The organism is Adlercreutzia sp. DFI.6.23 (genome assembly GCF_024462535.1).
GTDB lineage: Bacteria > Actinomycetota > Coriobacteriia > Coriobacteriales > Eggerthellaceae > Adlercreutzia > Adlercreutzia rubneri.
The window spans coordinates 25308-40569 of the sequence record NZ_JANGBP010000005.1; the positions used below are offsets into that span (position 1 = coordinate 25308).

At 62.1% G+C, this 15262-nt stretch carries 16 protein-coding genes and 1 pseudogene; 15 read left to right on the forward strand and 2 right to left on the reverse strand.

The annotated features are described in order from the left end of the window. The first annotated feature begins 272 nt into the window (after nt 1-272). Nucleotides 273-1565 (forward strand): hypothetical protein, encoded by a 1293-nt coding sequence (locus tag NE591_RS06000; RefSeq protein ID WP_114539643.1) that lies wholly within the window; start codon nt 273-275, stop codon nt 1563-1565. A 9-nt stretch (nt 1566-1574) separates the two neighbouring features. On the opposite strand, the gene NE591_RS06005 is transcribed toward NE591_RS06000, so the two are convergent. Next, the gene (locus NE591_RS06005) at nt 1575-2141 is read right to left on the reverse strand and encodes a TetR/AcrR family transcriptional regulator (RefSeq protein ID WP_114539644.1); all 567 of its coding nucleotides are present in this window, start codon (nt 2139-2141) and stop codon (nt 1575-1577) included. A 220-nt stretch (nt 2142-2361) separates the two neighbouring features. On the opposite strand from NE591_RS06005, the gene NE591_RS06010 reads away from it, so the two are divergent. The 14 genes and pseudogenes from NE591_RS06010 to NE591_RS06075 all read left to right on the forward strand — a co-directional run bounded on the left by NE591_RS06010 (nt 2362) and on the right by NE591_RS06075 (nt 14155). Next, entirely contained in the window at nt 2362-3663 is a 1302-nt protein-coding gene (locus tag NE591_RS06010; protein ID WP_114539645.1) for an agmatine/peptidylarginine deiminase, read from the forward strand. A 45-nt stretch (nt 3664-3708) separates the two neighbouring features. Then, complete coding sequence (locus NE591_RS06015; RefSeq protein ID WP_114539646.1) at nt 3709-4791, forward strand: ornithine carbamoyltransferase; 1083 nt, start codon at nt 3709-3711, stop codon at nt 4789-4791. A gap of 62 nt (nt 4792-4853) precedes the next feature. Continuing rightward, nucleotides 4854-6152 (forward strand): MFS transporter, encoded by a 1299-nt coding sequence (locus tag NE591_RS06020; protein ID WP_114539647.1) that lies wholly within the window; start codon nt 4854-4856, stop codon nt 6150-6152. Nucleotides 6153-6233: 81 nt separating this feature from the next. Beyond that, nucleotides 6234-7166, forward strand: a complete 933-nt coding sequence (locus tag NE591_RS06025) for an alpha/beta hydrolase (RefSeq protein ID WP_161127356.1) — start codon at nt 6234-6236, stop codon at nt 7164-7166. 51 nt (nt 7167-7217) lie between these two features. Then, nucleotides 7218-8489, forward strand: a complete 1272-nt coding sequence (locus tag NE591_RS06030; protein WP_114539649.1) for an MFS transporter — start codon at nt 7218-7220, stop codon at nt 8487-8489. A 364-nt stretch (nt 8490-8853) separates the two neighbouring features. After that, nucleotides 8854-9072 (forward strand): translation initiation factor IF-1, encoded by a 219-nt coding sequence (gene infA, locus NE591_RS06035; RefSeq protein ID WP_016309306.1) that lies wholly within the window; start codon nt 8854-8856, stop codon nt 9070-9072. A gap of 132 nt (nt 9073-9204) precedes the next feature. Continuing rightward, nucleotides 9205-9318, forward strand: a complete 114-nt coding sequence (rpmJ, locus tag NE591_RS06040; RefSeq protein WP_016309305.1) for a 50S ribosomal protein L36 — start codon at nt 9205-9207, stop codon at nt 9316-9318. A 22-nt stretch (nt 9319-9340) separates the two neighbouring features. After that, nucleotides 9341-9709, forward strand: coding sequence for a 30S ribosomal protein S13 (gene rpsM, locus NE591_RS06045; RefSeq protein WP_022740416.1), 369 nt, complete (start codon nt 9341-9343; stop codon nt 9707-9709). Between the two features lie 15 nt (nt 9710-9724). Continuing rightward, on the forward strand, nt 9725-10123 hold the full coding sequence (gene rpsK, locus NE591_RS06050; protein ID WP_022740415.1) for a 30S ribosomal protein S11: 399 nt from the start codon (nt 9725-9727) through the stop codon (nt 10121-10123). Nucleotides 10124-10141: 18 nt separating this feature from the next. After that, the gene (rpsD, locus tag NE591_RS06055) at nt 10142-10738 is read left to right on the forward strand and encodes a 30S ribosomal protein S4 (RefSeq protein WP_022740414.1); all 597 of its coding nucleotides are present in this window, start codon (nt 10142-10144) and stop codon (nt 10736-10738) included. A 29-nt stretch (nt 10739-10767) separates the two neighbouring features. Then, nucleotides 10768-11718: a DNA-directed RNA polymerase subunit alpha gene (locus NE591_RS06060; protein ID WP_022740413.1), complete on the forward strand. Its 951-nt coding sequence runs from the start codon at nt 10768-10770 to the stop codon at nt 11716-11718. Between the two features lie 13 nt (nt 11719-11731). Then, nucleotides 11732-12082 (forward strand): annotated as a pseudogene (gene rplQ, locus NE591_RS16230) (50S ribosomal protein L17); the annotation flags it as partial. Nucleotides 12083-12830: 748 nt separating this feature from the next. After that, nucleotides 12831-13055: a hypothetical protein gene (locus NE591_RS06070; RefSeq protein WP_114539651.1), complete on the forward strand. Its 225-nt coding sequence runs from the start codon at nt 12831-12833 to the stop codon at nt 13053-13055. Nucleotides 13056-13468: 413 nt separating this feature from the next. Next, on the forward strand, nt 13469-14155 hold the full coding sequence (locus NE591_RS06075; protein WP_181869691.1) for an energy-coupling factor transporter transmembrane protein EcfT: 687 nt from the start codon (nt 13469-13471) through the stop codon (nt 14153-14155). On the opposite strand, the gene NE591_RS06080 is transcribed toward NE591_RS06075, so the two are convergent. Further along, nucleotides 14152-15138, reverse strand: a complete 987-nt coding sequence (locus NE591_RS06080) for a DMT family transporter (protein ID WP_147272692.1) — start codon at nt 15136-15138, stop codon at nt 14152-14154. The two genes, NE591_RS06075 and NE591_RS06080, sit on opposite strands and share 4 nt — an antisense overlap. Nucleotides 15139-15262 lie beyond the last annotated feature (124 nt).

A 15262-nucleotide genomic window follows, 5' to 3' on the forward strand; every position in this document is an offset into this window, starting at 1 on the left:
ACGTGCGTTCCGCACTACGAGAACTACTGTGTTTTGCACAATTGGAGGCATCGGAGGCCCAGAGCGTCGACGTGCCGGTGTGCCGCGGTGTCGGCGCGTCGGTGCGACAAAGCGCCGGGATGCAGGGTTGCAGAATAGTAGCGATGCGATGGTGTTTCGCGAGAGAGAAGTCGCAACTGGTAAACTTAACCGTGAACATCAGGGATAGCGGGGCCGCATGGCCGCCGCTTCAGGGCGTCGCGTCGACGCCCGACGCATTTCGGGAGGCAACCATGCTGCACGCCCACGATGAATCAGTTCGCGCCCACTTGCTGGAGGGCGGCTTCGGCCTGGAGAAAGAGTCGCTGCGCATCGACGGCGGCGGCTTTCTCGCCCATACGCCGGCCGACTTCGCCGACGACGTGCACATCGTGCGCGATTTCTCCGAGAACCAGGTGGAAGTGAACACGCCGGTGTGCGCCACGCCGGCCGAGGCGATCCAATCGCTGGAGCACTACAACGGCCTCGTGCAGCGGGCCATCGCGAATTTGCCCGAGCGCGAGCTTTTGTGGCCCTTCTCGAACCCGCCCTATATCCTGAACGAGAAGGACATCCCCATCGCCCAGTACTTCGGCGACGATGCCGGCAAGACGGAATACCGCGAGTACCTCTCCGACCGCTACGGCCGCTACAAGATGGCCTTTTCCGGCATTCACCTGAACTACTCTTTCGGCGAGGCGCTGCTGCGTGCCGACTACGAGCTCGCCCGCGCGGAGAGTCCCGACGCCCCCGCCATTTTCGAGGCCTACCGCGACCAGTTCTACGTGCGCCTGGCCGAGAACTGCGTGGCCTACAGTTGGATTCTCACCGCGGTCATGGCCGCGAGCCCGGTGTGCGACTCCTCCTTCGTGGAGAAGGGCCGCATCGGCGGCGACCTCTTCCAGGGCCTGGCCACCGTACGCTGTTCGGAGCTCGGTTACTGGAACTTCTTCGCGCCCATTCTCGATTATACGAGTGCGGCGGCCTACGCCGATTCCATCCAGTCCTACATCGACAGCGGCATGATTCGCTACCCCTCCGAGCTCTATTACCCCATCCGGCTGAAAAACTTCGGCCCCTACAGCCTGGAGGGCTTAAAAGAGGGCATCAGCCACATCGAGCTGCGCATGGTGGACTTGAACCCGCTCGTCCGTTCCGGTATCGACGAGCGCGACGTGCTGTTCAGCCAGCTGTTTTTGGTATGGGCCGCCGCCCAAGCGCCGGCGAACCTCACGGTGAAGGACCAGGTGCAGGCCGTGCAAAACTTCAAGAACGCCGCCCACTACGATTTGAAGACCGTGAAGATCGTCATGCCCGACGGCACCGCCTGCTCGGTGGTGAAGGCTGCCAAGCGTATCATCGATGCCATGGAAGCGTTCTTCGATGACTTCGGCACCTCGGTCCACGAATGCCTGGCCTTCCAGCGCCTGAAGTTCGAGGACCCTCACACTCGCTACGCCTGGAAGATCCGCGAGGAATACGGCCAGGGCTTCGTAGCCCGCGGCCTGCAACTGGCCCGCAAGCTCCAGAAAGGGTACGTGGAGTAGGGAAGGACCCTATCCGAAGATGGCTTTCAAGGCCATGTCACGGGTGGCTTTCATGTTGATCTTGCAGCCGCGGAGCATGATGTCGCCGATGCCGTAGATGAAGATGCCCAAGTACTGCTTGGCCGCATCGATGTCCATATCGGCCGAAACGGCACCGATTGCCTTTCCATGCTCCAGCGCAGTTGCGAATATGGCGCAGGTCTCGTCGTACTGGGCCTGGGCGCTCTCGGTGATGGCCGGAATCTGCCCCGACGTCGATTCGACGGTGGCAACGAACCGGGCCCGCTGCTCATCGTTGCGCAAATTGCTGGTGATGCTCGCAATGAGGGCCGCGAAGGCCTGCTTGAACTCGGCGGGCTCCGTGCAGCCGAGCGCTTCGTCGGCGCTCACGTTGATGAGCGGGTCGATCATCTCGTAGGTGGCCAGCAGCAGGTCCTCTTTGGAAGAGAAGTGGTAGTAGAGGGCCGGCCTCGTGATGCCGAGCTCTTCGGCGATGGCTCCCATGGAGGTGTGGTTGTAGCCCTTCTCCGCGAAGGCCCGATAGGCGATTTCCAGTATTTGATCTCGTGTTGACATGGGGTTTTCCTCGCTCTGCAACCAATAGACTCGTTCGCTCGAAGCTTTTTCGATCGCCTATATATTACCTGAAATCTTTACAGCGTGTAAAAAAACTTACACATTGTAAAAAAATCCATTGACTTTGAGCGGGAAGGTCACTATAGTTTGCCTTACTTACAGTAAGTAAGGCACAAGAGGGGCGTTCGCAAGAGCGCGGGCAGGACGAAAGGAGCAGCAAGTGGAAATTGAGAAGTTCCGATTCCCGGGAGAGTTCGAACCGCAGACCGACGTGTTCATCAACTGGCTTCCCGACTATTGCGCCGGTGAGGACGGCGACAAGGGTCGTGAGGTGCTCGTCGAGGTGGTGAAGAATCTGCTGGGTCACGTGAACGTTCATGTGAACTGCGGCTGCGAGACCTCCCTTGAGGCCTGCAAGCAGATGCTGGCCGATGCGGGTGTGGATGTGTCCGACCCCGATACCGAGGGTCAGCGCAACACCGCCGCTGACAACGGGGATGAGAAGTTCAGCCCCTTCATCCGCTTCACCCAGTTCGACGACTGGAGCGTGTCCATCCGCGACAACGGCCCCGATGTCATGATCGACGACGAGGGCAACACGCTGGCTGTGAACATGCGCTGGAGCAACTACTCCAACAACGACAAGATGGAGCCTGCCCAGCAGCTGGCCCGTCGCTGCGGGGCACAGATGGCCATCGACCTGGATGTGTTCGATGCCATTAACTCCGATATGGTGTCCGAAGGCGGCAATCGCGAGTTCAATGGCGCCGGAGTGATGATCGCCGTGGAGGACACCGAGGTCAACAAGCGCAATCCCGAGTACACCAAACAAGAGATCGAGCAGGAGTACAAGCGCGTGTGGAACCTGGACAAGATCATCTGGATCCCGCAGCCGCTGCTCGAAGACGACGACATACGCAAGGGGCCCATCGACGAGCTGGCCGACGGCACGCTCGTATGGCCCGGCTCCTTCGCCGCCCATGCCGACGAGTACTGCCGCTTCGTGGGCGAGGACACGGTGCTTCTGGCCGAGGTGACCGACGAGGAGGCCGCCGAGAGTCCTGTCAGCGCCGAGAACAAGCGCCGCATCGACGCCGCCTACGAGATCCTCAAGAACGAGACGCTGCCCGACGGCCGCCCGCTGAAGATCGTGCGCATGCCCTTCCCGGAGCATCTCATCTTTCGCGGCAGCCAGGACAACCCCACGGTCATGGGCTGGAAGCAGTTCTTCGACGAGAACGGCGGCGTGGCCTTCGACGGCACCCCGTGGCCCGAGGGCGACTACTGCTTCGTCAACTCCTGCAGCTACTGCAACTTCCTCGTGTGCAACGACGTGGTGTTGGGCCAGCGCTACTGGCACGAGGGCATGGATCCGAAGATCAAGGAGAAGGACGAGCGCGCCAAGGCGGTGCTCGAGAGCGTGTTCCCCGGCCGCGAGGTCGTCATGCTGGACACGTACTGCCTGAACCTGTTCGGCGGCGGCGTGCACTGCTGGACCAAGAACGTGGCAATGCCCCAATAACGTGAGTTCGCAAGGGAAGAAAACAAGAGGAAAGGAATCTCACCCATGCTTAACAACTTCGTAGGAAAGGACATCATCAACATCGGCGACATGACCCCCGACCAGTTCCAGTACCTGCTGGATCTGTCCAAGATGCTGAAGGCCGAGAAGATGACCGGCGTCGATCACGCCCGCTTCCACAACAAGAACGTGGTGGCCCACTTCGAGTGGGAGTCGACCCGCACCCGCTGCGCCTTCGAGACCTCCTGCCATGACCTGGGCCTGGGCTTCACCTACCTGTCCAACTCGCACTTCGGCAACAAGGAGACGGTGAAGGACTCCATCCGCGTGTTCAGCGAGATGTACGACGCCATCGTGCTGCGCGCCCAGCGCGAGGAGGCCTACGTGCGCGAGGTGGCCGACATCGCCACCATTCCAGTCATCAACGCCTGCTGCGAGGGCGACCATCCCACCCAGATGCTGGCCGACGCCCTCACCATGCAGGAGCTTTTGGGCAACCTGAAGGGCCGCAAGCTGGCCTTCGTGGGCAACTGCGCCACCACCGCCATGTGGTACGGCCGCCTGTGCGCGCTTCTGGGCATGGACTTCTACGCCGTGGGCCCCGACGACGAGCGCTACCAGCTGTGCGACTCCTTCAAGGAGAACATCGAGGACCTGTTCGACAAGTGGGCACCGAACAACGAGATCGTGCTCACCTCCGACAAGGAGAAGCTGAAGGGCATGGACGTGGTGACCACCGAGTGCTGGATCTACCAGAACCCCGACGTGCACGACGAGGACCTGGCCGCCACCGGCGACTGGACGAGCTTGGAGTACTCTTACGACGCGTGGCTGCGCCACTCCGACATCATGGAGCCCTACCGCGTGACGAGCGACCTGATGGAAGATTACGTGAAGAACCCCGACTGCCTGGTCATGCATATGCTGCCGGCCTACCACAACGCCGACATGAAGCTGATGCAGAAGTTCCTGGCCGAGGCCAAGAACGAGCGCGACCGCCGCATCCTCACCGAGGGCATCTGCATCTCCGACGAGTGCTTCGAGAAGCACGCCAGCGAGATCTTCCGCGAGGCCGGCAACCGCCAGCCCACCATCAAGGCCTGCCTGGCCGCTGTTCTGGGCATCTAGTCGTCGACTCACCACGGGCGGGCGGCCCGCGCGGCTGCCCGCCGTTCCCGTAAGGAGAAAGCATGTCTACTGAAGTAGCAAAGAAAAGCGGAAGCGGCTACGCCTGGCTCGTCATGGTCGGCTTTGGCATGGTCATGTGCGCCACTATCGGCGCCATCACCGTCATGGGCGGCCTGTTCTACTATCCGGTGTGCGAGGAGCTGGGCTTCGATCTGTCATCGTTCACCCTGTACGTGACGCTATCCATGGTGTTCATGGCGCTGGGCATGCCCATCTGCGGCAAGATCATGGCATCGGGCAAAATCAAGCTGTCGGTGCTCATGACCGTGGCCGTGCTGCTGGAGCTCGTTCCCTTCGCCTGCATGTCCATGTTCACCGAGATGTGGATGTGGTTTGTGGCGGCTGTGCCCATCGGCTTCGGCCTGTCGGCCACCAGCACCGTGACCGCTGCGCCCACCCTGGGCAACTGGTTCCACAAGAAGACCGGTTTCGCCATTGGCATGATCTTCACCATCCAGAGTATCTTTGTGGCGGTGGCGAGCCCCATTTTCAGCAACATGATCGAGATGCTCGGTTGGCGCATGAGCTACGTGGTGCTGGCCATCATCGCCGCGGTCATGGCCCTGCCCTTCACCATCTTCGTCATTCGCTATCGTCCCGAGGACAAGGGCATGCTGCCCTACGGCTACGACCCGAACGCCGTTGAGGAAGAGGGTGGCGCGGTCGCCGAGACCGGCGTGCCCTACAAACTGGCCCTGCGCTCGGTGCCCTTCGTGATGGCCGTCCTCGTGGTCATGATGTCCATGACCATCTCGAACATGAACGTGGTGTTCCCCACCTATGCCGAGGTAGTTGGCCTTGGCGCCATTGTGGGCGGCTTCATGGTGACGGCGGCAAGCCTTGCCGATATCGCTCTCAATCCCATCCTGGGCACCACGGCCGACAAGTTCGGCCCCACCAAGTCGTTCATCGGCTGGACCGTGGTCACCATGGTGTCGTTCGTCATCCTGTACTTCAGCGTGAACAGCCCCATTCTGGCCATCGTGGGCGCGGGCATCAACGATGTCATGTACGCGCTCTGCGGCGTGGGCCTAGCCACCTTCACCATGGCCTGGTTCGGCAAGAAGGACTATGAGCGCATCTTCTCCACGGTCATGATGTTCGGCTATCTTGTCGCCAGCCTGGGCGTGCCCATCATGATGAAGATCTACGAGGTTACCGGTGCCTTCGAGAACGTGTTCGTCTTCGGGTTCATCGTCTGCGCCATCATCATCGTATGCCTGCTGGTGGGCGAGAAGCAGTCCGCGAAGCTGCCCCAGGAAACCGTCGAGGTTGCCGCCGAGGCCGCCCCGCAGGAGTAAGCCCCAAAGCCACCTGCCCTTGTGCCGGGCAGGTGGCTTTTCGCGTTTTCCGATTCTCGAGAAAAGGAGAGGATGAGGGGAATGACCTATCGCTACCATCCCGAGCTCCAGGAGCTCGTAGACGACCCCGCGGGCTTCCCGCCTGCGGAGAAGTTCGTGGGAACCCTTGAGGAAATGCGCGCGTTCGCCGACCCCCTCTACGCCGAGATGCGGGACTTGCCGCTGGCGGAGGGGGTCGTGGCGCGTGATGTGGAGATTGAGACGGCCGACGGCTATCCCATGCGGGCCCGCTGGTACCGGAAGGAGGGGTCGGACGCGCGCTCGGCGGTGATGTACGTCCACGGGGGCGGCATGATCCTCATGGGCATCGACGAGATGGACGCGGATATCTCGCGCTATGTGGCCCTAAGCGGCGTGCCGTTTCTGTCCATCGGCTACCGCCTGGCGCCCGAGCATCCGCGCCCCCAGGCCGAGGATGCCCTCGACGGGTACCTGTGGCTCATCGGCCATGCGGACGAGCTGGGCATCGATGCGCACCGCGTTGCCATCATGGGCGACAGCGGCGGCGCGGGCATTGCGGCGGGGGCCGCTATCCTCGCGCGCGACAGAGGCGTGCCGCTGGCCAAGCAGATTCTCATCTACCCCATGCTGGACGACCGAACCGTGGCCTGCGACGATGAGCTTGACGGCCTTGCACACGTGTGGTTCGCGGAGAACAACAAGATGGCCTGGGAGGCCGTGCTGGGCGAGCGCCGGGGAACCGATGAAGTGCTGCCCTGCGAGGCCCCGGCGCGCAACGAGAGCTTCGAGGGCCTGGCGCCGGCTTTCCTGGAGGTGGGCGAGCTCGACCTGTTCCGCGACGAAACCATCGAGTACGCGAAGCGCCTGATGGCGGCTCACGTTCCCGTCGAGCTCCATGTGCTCACGGGCCTCACGCACACCTTCGACACGTTCCCGCTGCCCATTGCCGACAAGGCCTTCGAGTACCGGTCCTATGTAATCTCGCAGCTGTGAGAGATCGACTTTGGAAACGAATCTTCGAGCTTAGAAACGGAGTTGGATGCAATGACATCTGCGAAAACCGTTGAACAGGGGAATAAGCCCCACTATGCATGGCTTGTGATGATTGCCTATGGTCTGATGATGAGCGGCACCATCGGCTCGTTCTCGGTGGTGGGCGCGCAGTGGTTCTATCCTGTCAGCACGGACATCGGCTGCGAACTCTCTACCCTGACGCTCTATACCACCATAGAAATGGTGTGCATGGGCCTGGCCATGCCCCTGGTGGGCAATTTGCTCACGCGCGTGAAACTGCCGGTCATCCTGATCGCGGCCGTGGCCATGGAGGTGCTGGCCACTGTGGCCATGGCCTTCTACGATGAGCCCTGGATGTGGTATGTCTCCGGTGTGTTCGTCGGTCTCGGGCTGGCGGCCACCAGCACCGTTACCGTCACGCCCACCATGGGTAATTGGTTCGCGAAGAAGACCGGCTTCGCCATCGGCGTGGTGTGGGCCATCCAGGCGCTGTACTGCGCCGTGGCAAGCCCTTTGTTCGCCACCATTATCGAGGCCATTGGCTGGCGCTCCTCATATTTCGTGCTCGCCGCGGCATCCGCATGCCTGGCGCTGCCTGCCATCGTCTTCGTTATCCGCTATCGCCCTGAAGATAAGGGGCTTCTGCCTTACGGGTACGAGGAAGCGGCTGGGCGCGCTAAAACCCTGGCTCCCAGCACCGCGCCCGGCGTGCCGGCAGCCGCAGCGTTCCGCAGCGTGCCGTTCCTCCTCTGCGTGGGCGTGGTGATGCTGTGCCAAGGGACGGCCTGTATGAACGCCATTTTTCCAACCTACGCCGAAGTGGTGGGACTTGGCGCGGTGGTGGGCGGACTGATGGTGTCCTCGGCGAGCCTCTGCGACATTGTCTTTAACCCCCTGGCGGGTGCCACCAGCGATAAATTCGGCTCGACGCGCGCCATGGTGCTGTGGACGGGCATCACCATGGTGTCATTCGTGGTGCTGTACTTCAGCAGCGAGTCGGTGGTAGGCTCGTGCGTAGGCGCTGGTTTGAACGACGCCATGTACGCCATCACCGGCGTGGGCTATTCCACCTTCGCGCTCTCCATCTTCGGCATGAGGGACTTCGAGAAGATCTTCTCGCGCATCACCAGCTGCGGCTACCTGGTTGCTAGCCTGGGCATTCCGCTGATGATGTCCATCTACGAGGCCACCGGCGTGTTCCAGAATGTGTTCGTGTTCGGCTTCATCGTCGATATCGTCATCATCGCCCTGGTCATCCTCGCGAAGAAAAGCAGCCGCACCCTGCGCTGGTTGAGCGAGTAGCCGTCGACCATCTTTTCGTGTAGGGGTGCGCGCCTGGGTTCCCTGTTGTCTCATCTGGGCGCGCCGCCCCCTTGTTTTATCTGCCAAGGTGCGCCTCCCGCTTGCATCGAGGGGCGCACCTGTGCTAGCATACCCAATTGCCGACAAGGCGGCCGCGCGAGGCAGCGCGAACAATACCTGGCGGCTCCGGTTGATCTCCGAGAGCTGCGCGGCTCGACCGCAGGCCTGACAAGCAGGTCATTTTCAAAGCCAAATCCGCTTTTTGGTTTTTTACGCCCTTGTGCGATTTTTTCTTCAAAACATCTTGCCTTTTTGGTACTATCTTGCGTTGCTGCTTTATCAGTCCGTTTTGGAGGAGCAACTTTTGGCTAAGGAAGATGTAATCGAACTCGAGGGCACGGTACTCGAAGCCCTGCCCAACGCGATGTTCAAGGTGGAGCTCGAGAATGGCCACACCATCCTCGCCCACATTTCCGGCAAGATGCGCATGCACTACATCAAGATCCTGCCCGGCGACCGCGTGACCGTGGAGCTGTCGGTGTACGACTTGAACCGCGGCCGCATCACCTACCGCTTCAAGTAATCCCCTTAGGGCCTGCATAGGGCGCCCCCGCGCGAAGACCCGGATCCTTCGCGCGCGGTCACAGCTGAGAAAACACTCGCCAGCGGCTGGGCGTGCACGTATAGAACGATCCGCATACCGAAAGGAAACGACATGAAGGTACGTCCCTCGGTCAAGAAGATGTGCGACAAGTGCAAGATCATCCGACGCCATGGCAAGATCCTCGTCATCTGCGAGAATCCGCGCCATAAGCAGCGTCAGGGCTAGGAAGAAAGGACTTTAGAACAACATGGCACGTCTCGTTGGTGTCGATCTTCCCCGCAATAAGCGCATTGAGATCGCCTTGACCTACATTTACGGCATTGGCCTCACTACGGCCAAAGAGATCATCGCCGCTACCGGCGTCGATCCCGACATTCGCGTGAAGGACCTTTCCGAGGAAGACCTCGCGAAGCTGCGCGATTACATCCAGCAGAACCTCAAGGTCGAAGGTGACCTGCATCGCGAGGTTTCTCAGAACGTGAAGCGCCTGATGGAGATCGGCTGCTATCGCGGTCTGCGTCATCGTCGCGGCCTGCCCGTTCGCGGCCAGCGCACGCACACGAATGCCCGTACCCGCAAGGGTCCGCGCAAGCAAATCGGCGGCAAGAAGAAGTAGTGAGGTAAGCAAACCGTGGCTAAGAAGCAAGTACGTACTACGCGCATCAAGCGCTCTGAGCGTAAGAACATTGCCGTGGGCGCCGCTCACATCAAGTCTACGTTCAACAACACCATTGTCTCCATCACCGATCCCCAGGGCAACGTGATCTCCTGGCAGTCCGCGGGCACCGTGGGCTTCAAGGGCTCCCGCAAGTCCACGCCGTTCGCCGCGCAGATGGCCGCCGAGGCCGCCGCGAAGACGGCCATGGAGCACGGGCTGAAGAAGGTTGCCGTCTACGTGAAGGGCCCGGGTTCCGGTCGCGAGACCGCCATCCGCTCCCTGCAGGCTGCCGGCCTCGAAGTGGCCAGCATCCAGGACTGCACCCCCATCCCGCACAACGGCTGCCGCCCCAAGAAGCGTCGCCGCGTGTAACTGAAAGGATCGTACATTATGGCAATCAACAGAACTCCGGTTCTCAAGCGCTGCCGTCAGCTGGGCATCGATCCTGTGGTGCTCGGTTACTCCAGCAAGAAGGAATCCATCCGCCAGCCCAAGCGTCGCCGCAAGGAGAGCGAGTACGCTATGCAGCTGCGCGAGAAGCAGAAGGCCAAGTTCATCTACGGTGTGCTCGAGAAGCAGTTCCGTGGGTACTTCAAGCGCGCCAAGTCCATGGAGGGTCAGACCGGTGAGAACCTGATGACCATCCTGGAGACCCGTCTCGACAACGTGGTCTTCCGTCTGGGCTTCGCCCGCACCCGCAAGGAAGCCCGCCAGATGGTGACCCACGGCCACATCTGCGTGAACGGCCGCCGCGTAGACATCCCGTCCTTCCGCGTGCGTCCCGGCGAGCTCGTCTCGGTGGCCCCCAAGGCCAAGGAGCTTCTCGTGGTGAAGAGCGCTCTGGTCTCCAACGAGCGCGTTCAGGTCCCGGCATGGCTGGAGATCGACATCGAGAAGCTGCAGGGCAGCGTGCTGTCCCTCCCGACGCGCGACCAGATTGATCTGGACATCAACGAGCAGCTCATCGTCGAACTGTACTCGAAATAATCGCGACTTTTTTAGGAGGCTACCCATACATGACAGAGTTCATGAGGCCTACCGTTACCACGGAGGAAGTCAACGACACCGTTGCCCGCTACATCGTCGAGCCGCTCGAGCGCGGCTATGGCAACACGCTGGGCAACTCCATGCGTCGCGTGCTGCTCTCCTCGCTGGACGGGGCTAAGGCCACCGCCATCCAGATCGAGGGCGTCCAGCACGAGTTCACTACCGCGGAAGGCGTCATCGAGGACATCGCCGACATCGTGCTGAACGTGAAGGGCCTGGTGTTCTCCCAGGTGTCCGACGAGGCCGACGAGGCGACCGCCCACGTGTTCGCCGAGGGCCCCTGCACGGTGACCGGCGCCGATCTGGAGGTGCCTGGCCAGTTCAACCTGGTGAACCCCGATCACGTCATCGCCACGGTGGCCGATGGCGGCCAGCTGGACATGACCATCCGCATCGGTGTCGGCCGCGGCTACGTGTCCGCCGAGCGCAACAAGCGCACGGAGGACCCCATCGGCATCATCCATGTGGACTCGCTGTTCTCGCCGGTGCGCCGTTGCACGATGAACGTGACGGACACCCGCGTGGGCCAGCGCACCGACTACGACAAGCTGGTTCTCGAGGTGGAGACCGACGGCTCGCTTGCTCCCACTGAGGCAGTGTGCCGCGCGGCCAACATCATCAACCAGTACATGGGCGCGTTTTTGGCTTTGGCTTCCACCGGCGAAGAGGAAGAGGGCGAGGCTCCCTCCATCTTCGCGCCGGAGGGTCAGGAGTCCAACGCCGAGCTTGACAAGCAGATCGAGGATCTGGACCTTTCCGTCCGCTCCTACAACTGCCTGAAGCGCGCGGGCATCCATTCCGTGCGCCAGCTCGTCGAGTTCTCCGAGAACGACCTGCTCAACATTCGGAACTTTGGTGCGAAGTCCATCGAGGAAGTGAAGGACAAGCTCATTTCCATGGACCTCAATTTGAAGCTTTAGGAGACAAAGAGTTATGAGACACAACAAGAAGGGTCGCAAGCTCGGCACCGACTATAGCCACACTAAGGCTATGAAGCGCAGCTTGGTGTCCGCCCTGTTCCTGAACGACCGCATCAAGACGGTGGAGTCCCGTGCCAAGGAGATCCGCCCGCAGGTCGACAAGGTGATCACCTGGGCCAAGCGCGGCGACCTGCATTCCCGCCGTCTGGCCATCGCCTACCTGAACGACAAGGAGCTCGTCCGCGAGATCTTCGAGAAGGTCGCCCAGGGCATGTTCCAGGATCGTCCCGGCGGCTACACCCGCATCATGAAGCTCGGGCCTCGCAAGGGCGACAACGCCCCTATGGTCATCATGGAGCTCGTGACCGAGCCCTGCGTGCCCAAGGCCGAGCGCAAGGCCGCTGCCGAGAAGAAGGCCGCTGCCAAGAAGGCTGCCCCGAAGAAGGTCGCCAAGAAGGCCGACAAGTCCGAGGAGCTCGCCGAGGATCTGGGCTTCGAGGCCGACGGCACCGTCGAGCAGATCGAGGCTGTAGACGCCGCCGAGGCCGTTGCCGAGAACGGCGCCGAGATGACCGATGCCGAGAAGGTCGAGGCCGTCGAGGAGAAGAAGGCCGAAGAGGCCGAGGCGTTCCGCGAGACCGAGGAGACCGCCGGTGATCCCGCCGAGGCCGCCAAGGAGGAAGCCGAGAAGGCCGAGGCCGAGGCTGCCAAGGAGGTCGAGACCTCCGAGGTGGAGAAGGCTGAGGAAGAGAAGGCCGACGTCAAGAGCGAGTAATCGTTCGACTGGGAACTTCGGGTGCGCCGCGCGCCCGCCAGCCGCAAAAGCGGAGCGTGGAAGCATCGTTCTATACCGGAGAAGCCGCCCTCGGGCGGCTTCTCTGCGTTTCCTCCCGTAGGGGGCGACCTCGGTCGCCCCTTGCCGCAAGCGCGGTATGACTTGCGGCGCGGGTCTCATGACGGCAAGGCAACGCGCGTCCAACCTCTGAATTACTATCGGCTCGCTCAAGTTTACCTTGCTGCTGAGGCCCATAGAATACTCCTTGCAAGGGCAACCGATCTTGCTCCTGCAGTGTAAGTACATGGGTATCGCACCGATTGAAAGGAGCCGGATCATGGCTGACAAGGATACGCTGATGGAGGAGTTCGTTGCGACCGAGGCCGCCAAGGCCGAAGATGCCGCCAAGGATCTCGAGCGCGTCGAGCAGCAGGTTGTGGCCGAGGCCACCATGTCCACCGAGTACGATGACGCGCTGGGCAACGAGCAGGCTGCCGCCGAGGATGCGGAGACTGCCTTTGAGTTCGAGCAGGCTGAGATTGCGGCTGAGCAATCGCTCTAACATCTGCATGCGGGCCGTGCGGCTCGCCGATTCGAGGCCGGTTCGCTAACTCGCCGGCTTCATGATGACTCCACCAAGCCTGGGCTCTTCCTTAACAGGAGCCCGCGGGATGGCTTGACGGAATTGAAAGAAGGCGCCCCCTTGAGCATGGGGGCGCCTTCTTTTGCGCCTCTGCACAAAACACGAGCGCTCACCGGTGTCTGGCCGATGGGGGAGGGATGGCATCCGTGACGATGGGGGTTCTGTGGGATACTGGCGACATGGAAAAAGCCTCGATATATTCTGTCGCATCCGAGAAGGGGGACGCCGGTGCTGCTCGCGCAGACGCTGCGAAACGCGCAGGCGGTGCGAGATGCGGCGCCGGCGAAGCTCGCCGTGCCACGCGCATCGGTGCGAAAGGGACACTGCGCACCGTGGACGCCCGTGTGAAGATCGGGCTGCTCGTGGCCTATTCCGTGGCGCTTTTCTGCACGGAAAACCTTCTGGGTCTGGGTGTGGCGGCTGCGCTGCTGGCGGCCGTGGCCTCCGTCGGGGACGTCCCCGTTGCCCGTCTGCTGCGCGAAGGGGCCTTCGCCTACCTCCTTGTCGGCTTCCTGCTCGTCTACAATGTTGCAGCCTCTGGGTGGCTTGCGGGAATCGCGGTGGCCCTCCGGTTGCTTCTGCTGGTATGGGCGAGTCTTTTGCTCACGGCGCTTTCCACGCCTGCAGAGCTTTCCGAGGCGCTGCGCCGGCTGCTCTCCCCCCTGGGCTGTCTGGGGCTGCCCGTACGCGACTTCACGATGTCGCTTTCCATCGCCCTGCGGTTCATGCCGCTGCTTTCCGAGGAGCTGAGGGCCGTGAGGGCTGCCCAGGCCTCGCGGGGAGCTGCCTTCGAGGGCGCAGGGCTCGTGCGGCGCCTGCGAGCCTATGGGGGCCTCATGGTGCCGCTGTTCGTGGGGCTTTTCCGTCGGGCCGATCGCCTGGCATCCGCTATGGAGGCGCGCTGCTACGGAGCTTCCGGCGTGCCGACGTCGCTTGACGGGCGCCGTTTCGCCTTTGGCGACGGGGCGGCCCTCCTCGTCGGCGTTGTCGCCTGCGCTGCCTTCGCGCTTATTCCCTAGGAGCTTGCGACAAGGTCGCTGTCGTCCTCGTCGACTATCGGAATGCTGCGCGACTTAGGGGCATCGGACGATTCGCTCGTCTTCGGGTGCTTCTCGCGCTTTGCCCGTGTCGGTGCCAGCTCGCTTATCAGGATGGCGGCGAAAATGAGGACGAAACCGACCGCCATGCGCCCGGTGACCACCTCGCCGTAGAACAGCACGCTGGCCAGCACGCCGAAAACCGATTCCAGGGACAGCAGAAGCGACCCCTGGGCCGGCGACACGTGGACGAGCCCCACGTTCTGGAAGAGGTAGCACAGCCCCGAGGCGAACACCACGAGGTAGAACAGGTTGAAGGCGAATTCCGGCGTGAGGGCCGCCAGGTTCGGCGCCGGCTCGGTGAGAGCGCCGACGACAAGTCCCGCAATGCCGCCGAAGAGGAACTGGTACACGGTGAGCGCGAGCACGTCGAAGCGCTTCGAATAGCGCGCGATGGCGATGATCTGCGCCGCGAAGAAGACGGCGCACAGAAGCGTCATGGCATCGCCGAACTCGAAGGCGAGCGAGCCGGCGGTGAGCGACACGAGCCCGATGCCCGTGATGCAGAGAGCGGCGGCGCCCACGTTGGCGAAGGTGGGGCGCTTGCCGGCGACGGCCCACAGCATGAAGGGAACAATGACGCAGTAAGTGGCCGTAAGGAAGGCGTTCTTGCCCGGCGTGGTGTCGGCGAGCCCCACCGTCTGCACCCAGAACGCGAGGAAGGTCACGACGGCCAGCACGAGCCCCGCCTTAAGGCACGGCCCGTTCAGCGCGCCCTTAAGCGACCGATGGAACACAGCGGCCATGAGCAGTCCCGTCAGGAAGAAGCGCACGCCGATGAGCTGGGCCGGGGGCAGCACGTCGACGGCGTCCTTCATCACCACGAAGGCGAACCCCCAAATAATGGTGGCCGCCAGCAGCATGAGCTTGTACACGAAGCCCGGGATATGTCTCTTCTCAGTCACAGCGAGCCATTATAGTACGGCCTTTCGCGTTTCGCCAGGTTACTGCCAGCTAACGGGGGCGCAACGGAATCTTGTTGACGGATGCGGGCGCGCGGAGCGGCCGCATGATGGAAGGTAAGCATTG

What these genes read in the sequence shown, in the direction of transcription:
- NE591_RS06000 (WP_114539643.1), top strand. Translation starts at nt 273, where the DNA reads ATGCTGCACGCCCACGATGAATCAGTTCGCGCCCACTTGCTGGAGGGC.
- NE591_RS06005 (WP_114539644.1), bottom strand. Translation starts at nt 2,141, where the DNA reads ATGTCAACACGAGATCAAATACTGGAAATCGCCTATCGGGCCTTCGCG.
- NE591_RS06015 (WP_114539646.1), top strand. Translation starts at nt 3,709, where the DNA reads ATGCTTAACAACTTCGTAGGAAAGGACATCATCAACATCGGCGACATG.
- NE591_RS06020 (WP_114539647.1), top strand. Translation starts at nt 4,854, where the DNA reads ATGTCTACTGAAGTAGCAAAGAAAAGCGGAAGCGGCTACGCCTGGCTC.
- NE591_RS06025 (WP_161127356.1), top strand. Translation starts at nt 6,234, where the DNA reads ATGACCTATCGCTACCATCCCGAGCTCCAGGAGCTCGTAGACGACCCC.
- NE591_RS06030 (WP_114539649.1), top strand. Translation starts at nt 7,218, where the DNA reads ATGACATCTGCGAAAACCGTTGAACAGGGGAATAAGCCCCACTATGCA.
- rpmJ (WP_016309305.1), top strand. Translation starts at nt 9,205, where the DNA reads ATGAAGGTACGTCCCTCGGTCAAGAAGATGTGCGACAAGTGCAAGATC.
- rpsM (WP_022740416.1), top strand. Translation starts at nt 9,341, where the DNA reads ATGGCACGTCTCGTTGGTGTCGATCTTCCCCGCAATAAGCGCATTGAG.
- rpsD (WP_022740414.1), top strand. Translation starts at nt 10,142, where the DNA reads ATGGCAATCAACAGAACTCCGGTTCTCAAGCGCTGCCGTCAGCTGGGC.
- NE591_RS06060 (WP_022740413.1), top strand. Translation starts at nt 10,768, where the DNA reads ATGACAGAGTTCATGAGGCCTACCGTTACCACGGAGGAAGTCAACGAC.
- NE591_RS06070 (WP_114539651.1), top strand. Translation starts at nt 12,831, where the DNA reads ATGGCTGACAAGGATACGCTGATGGAGGAGTTCGTTGCGACCGAGGCC.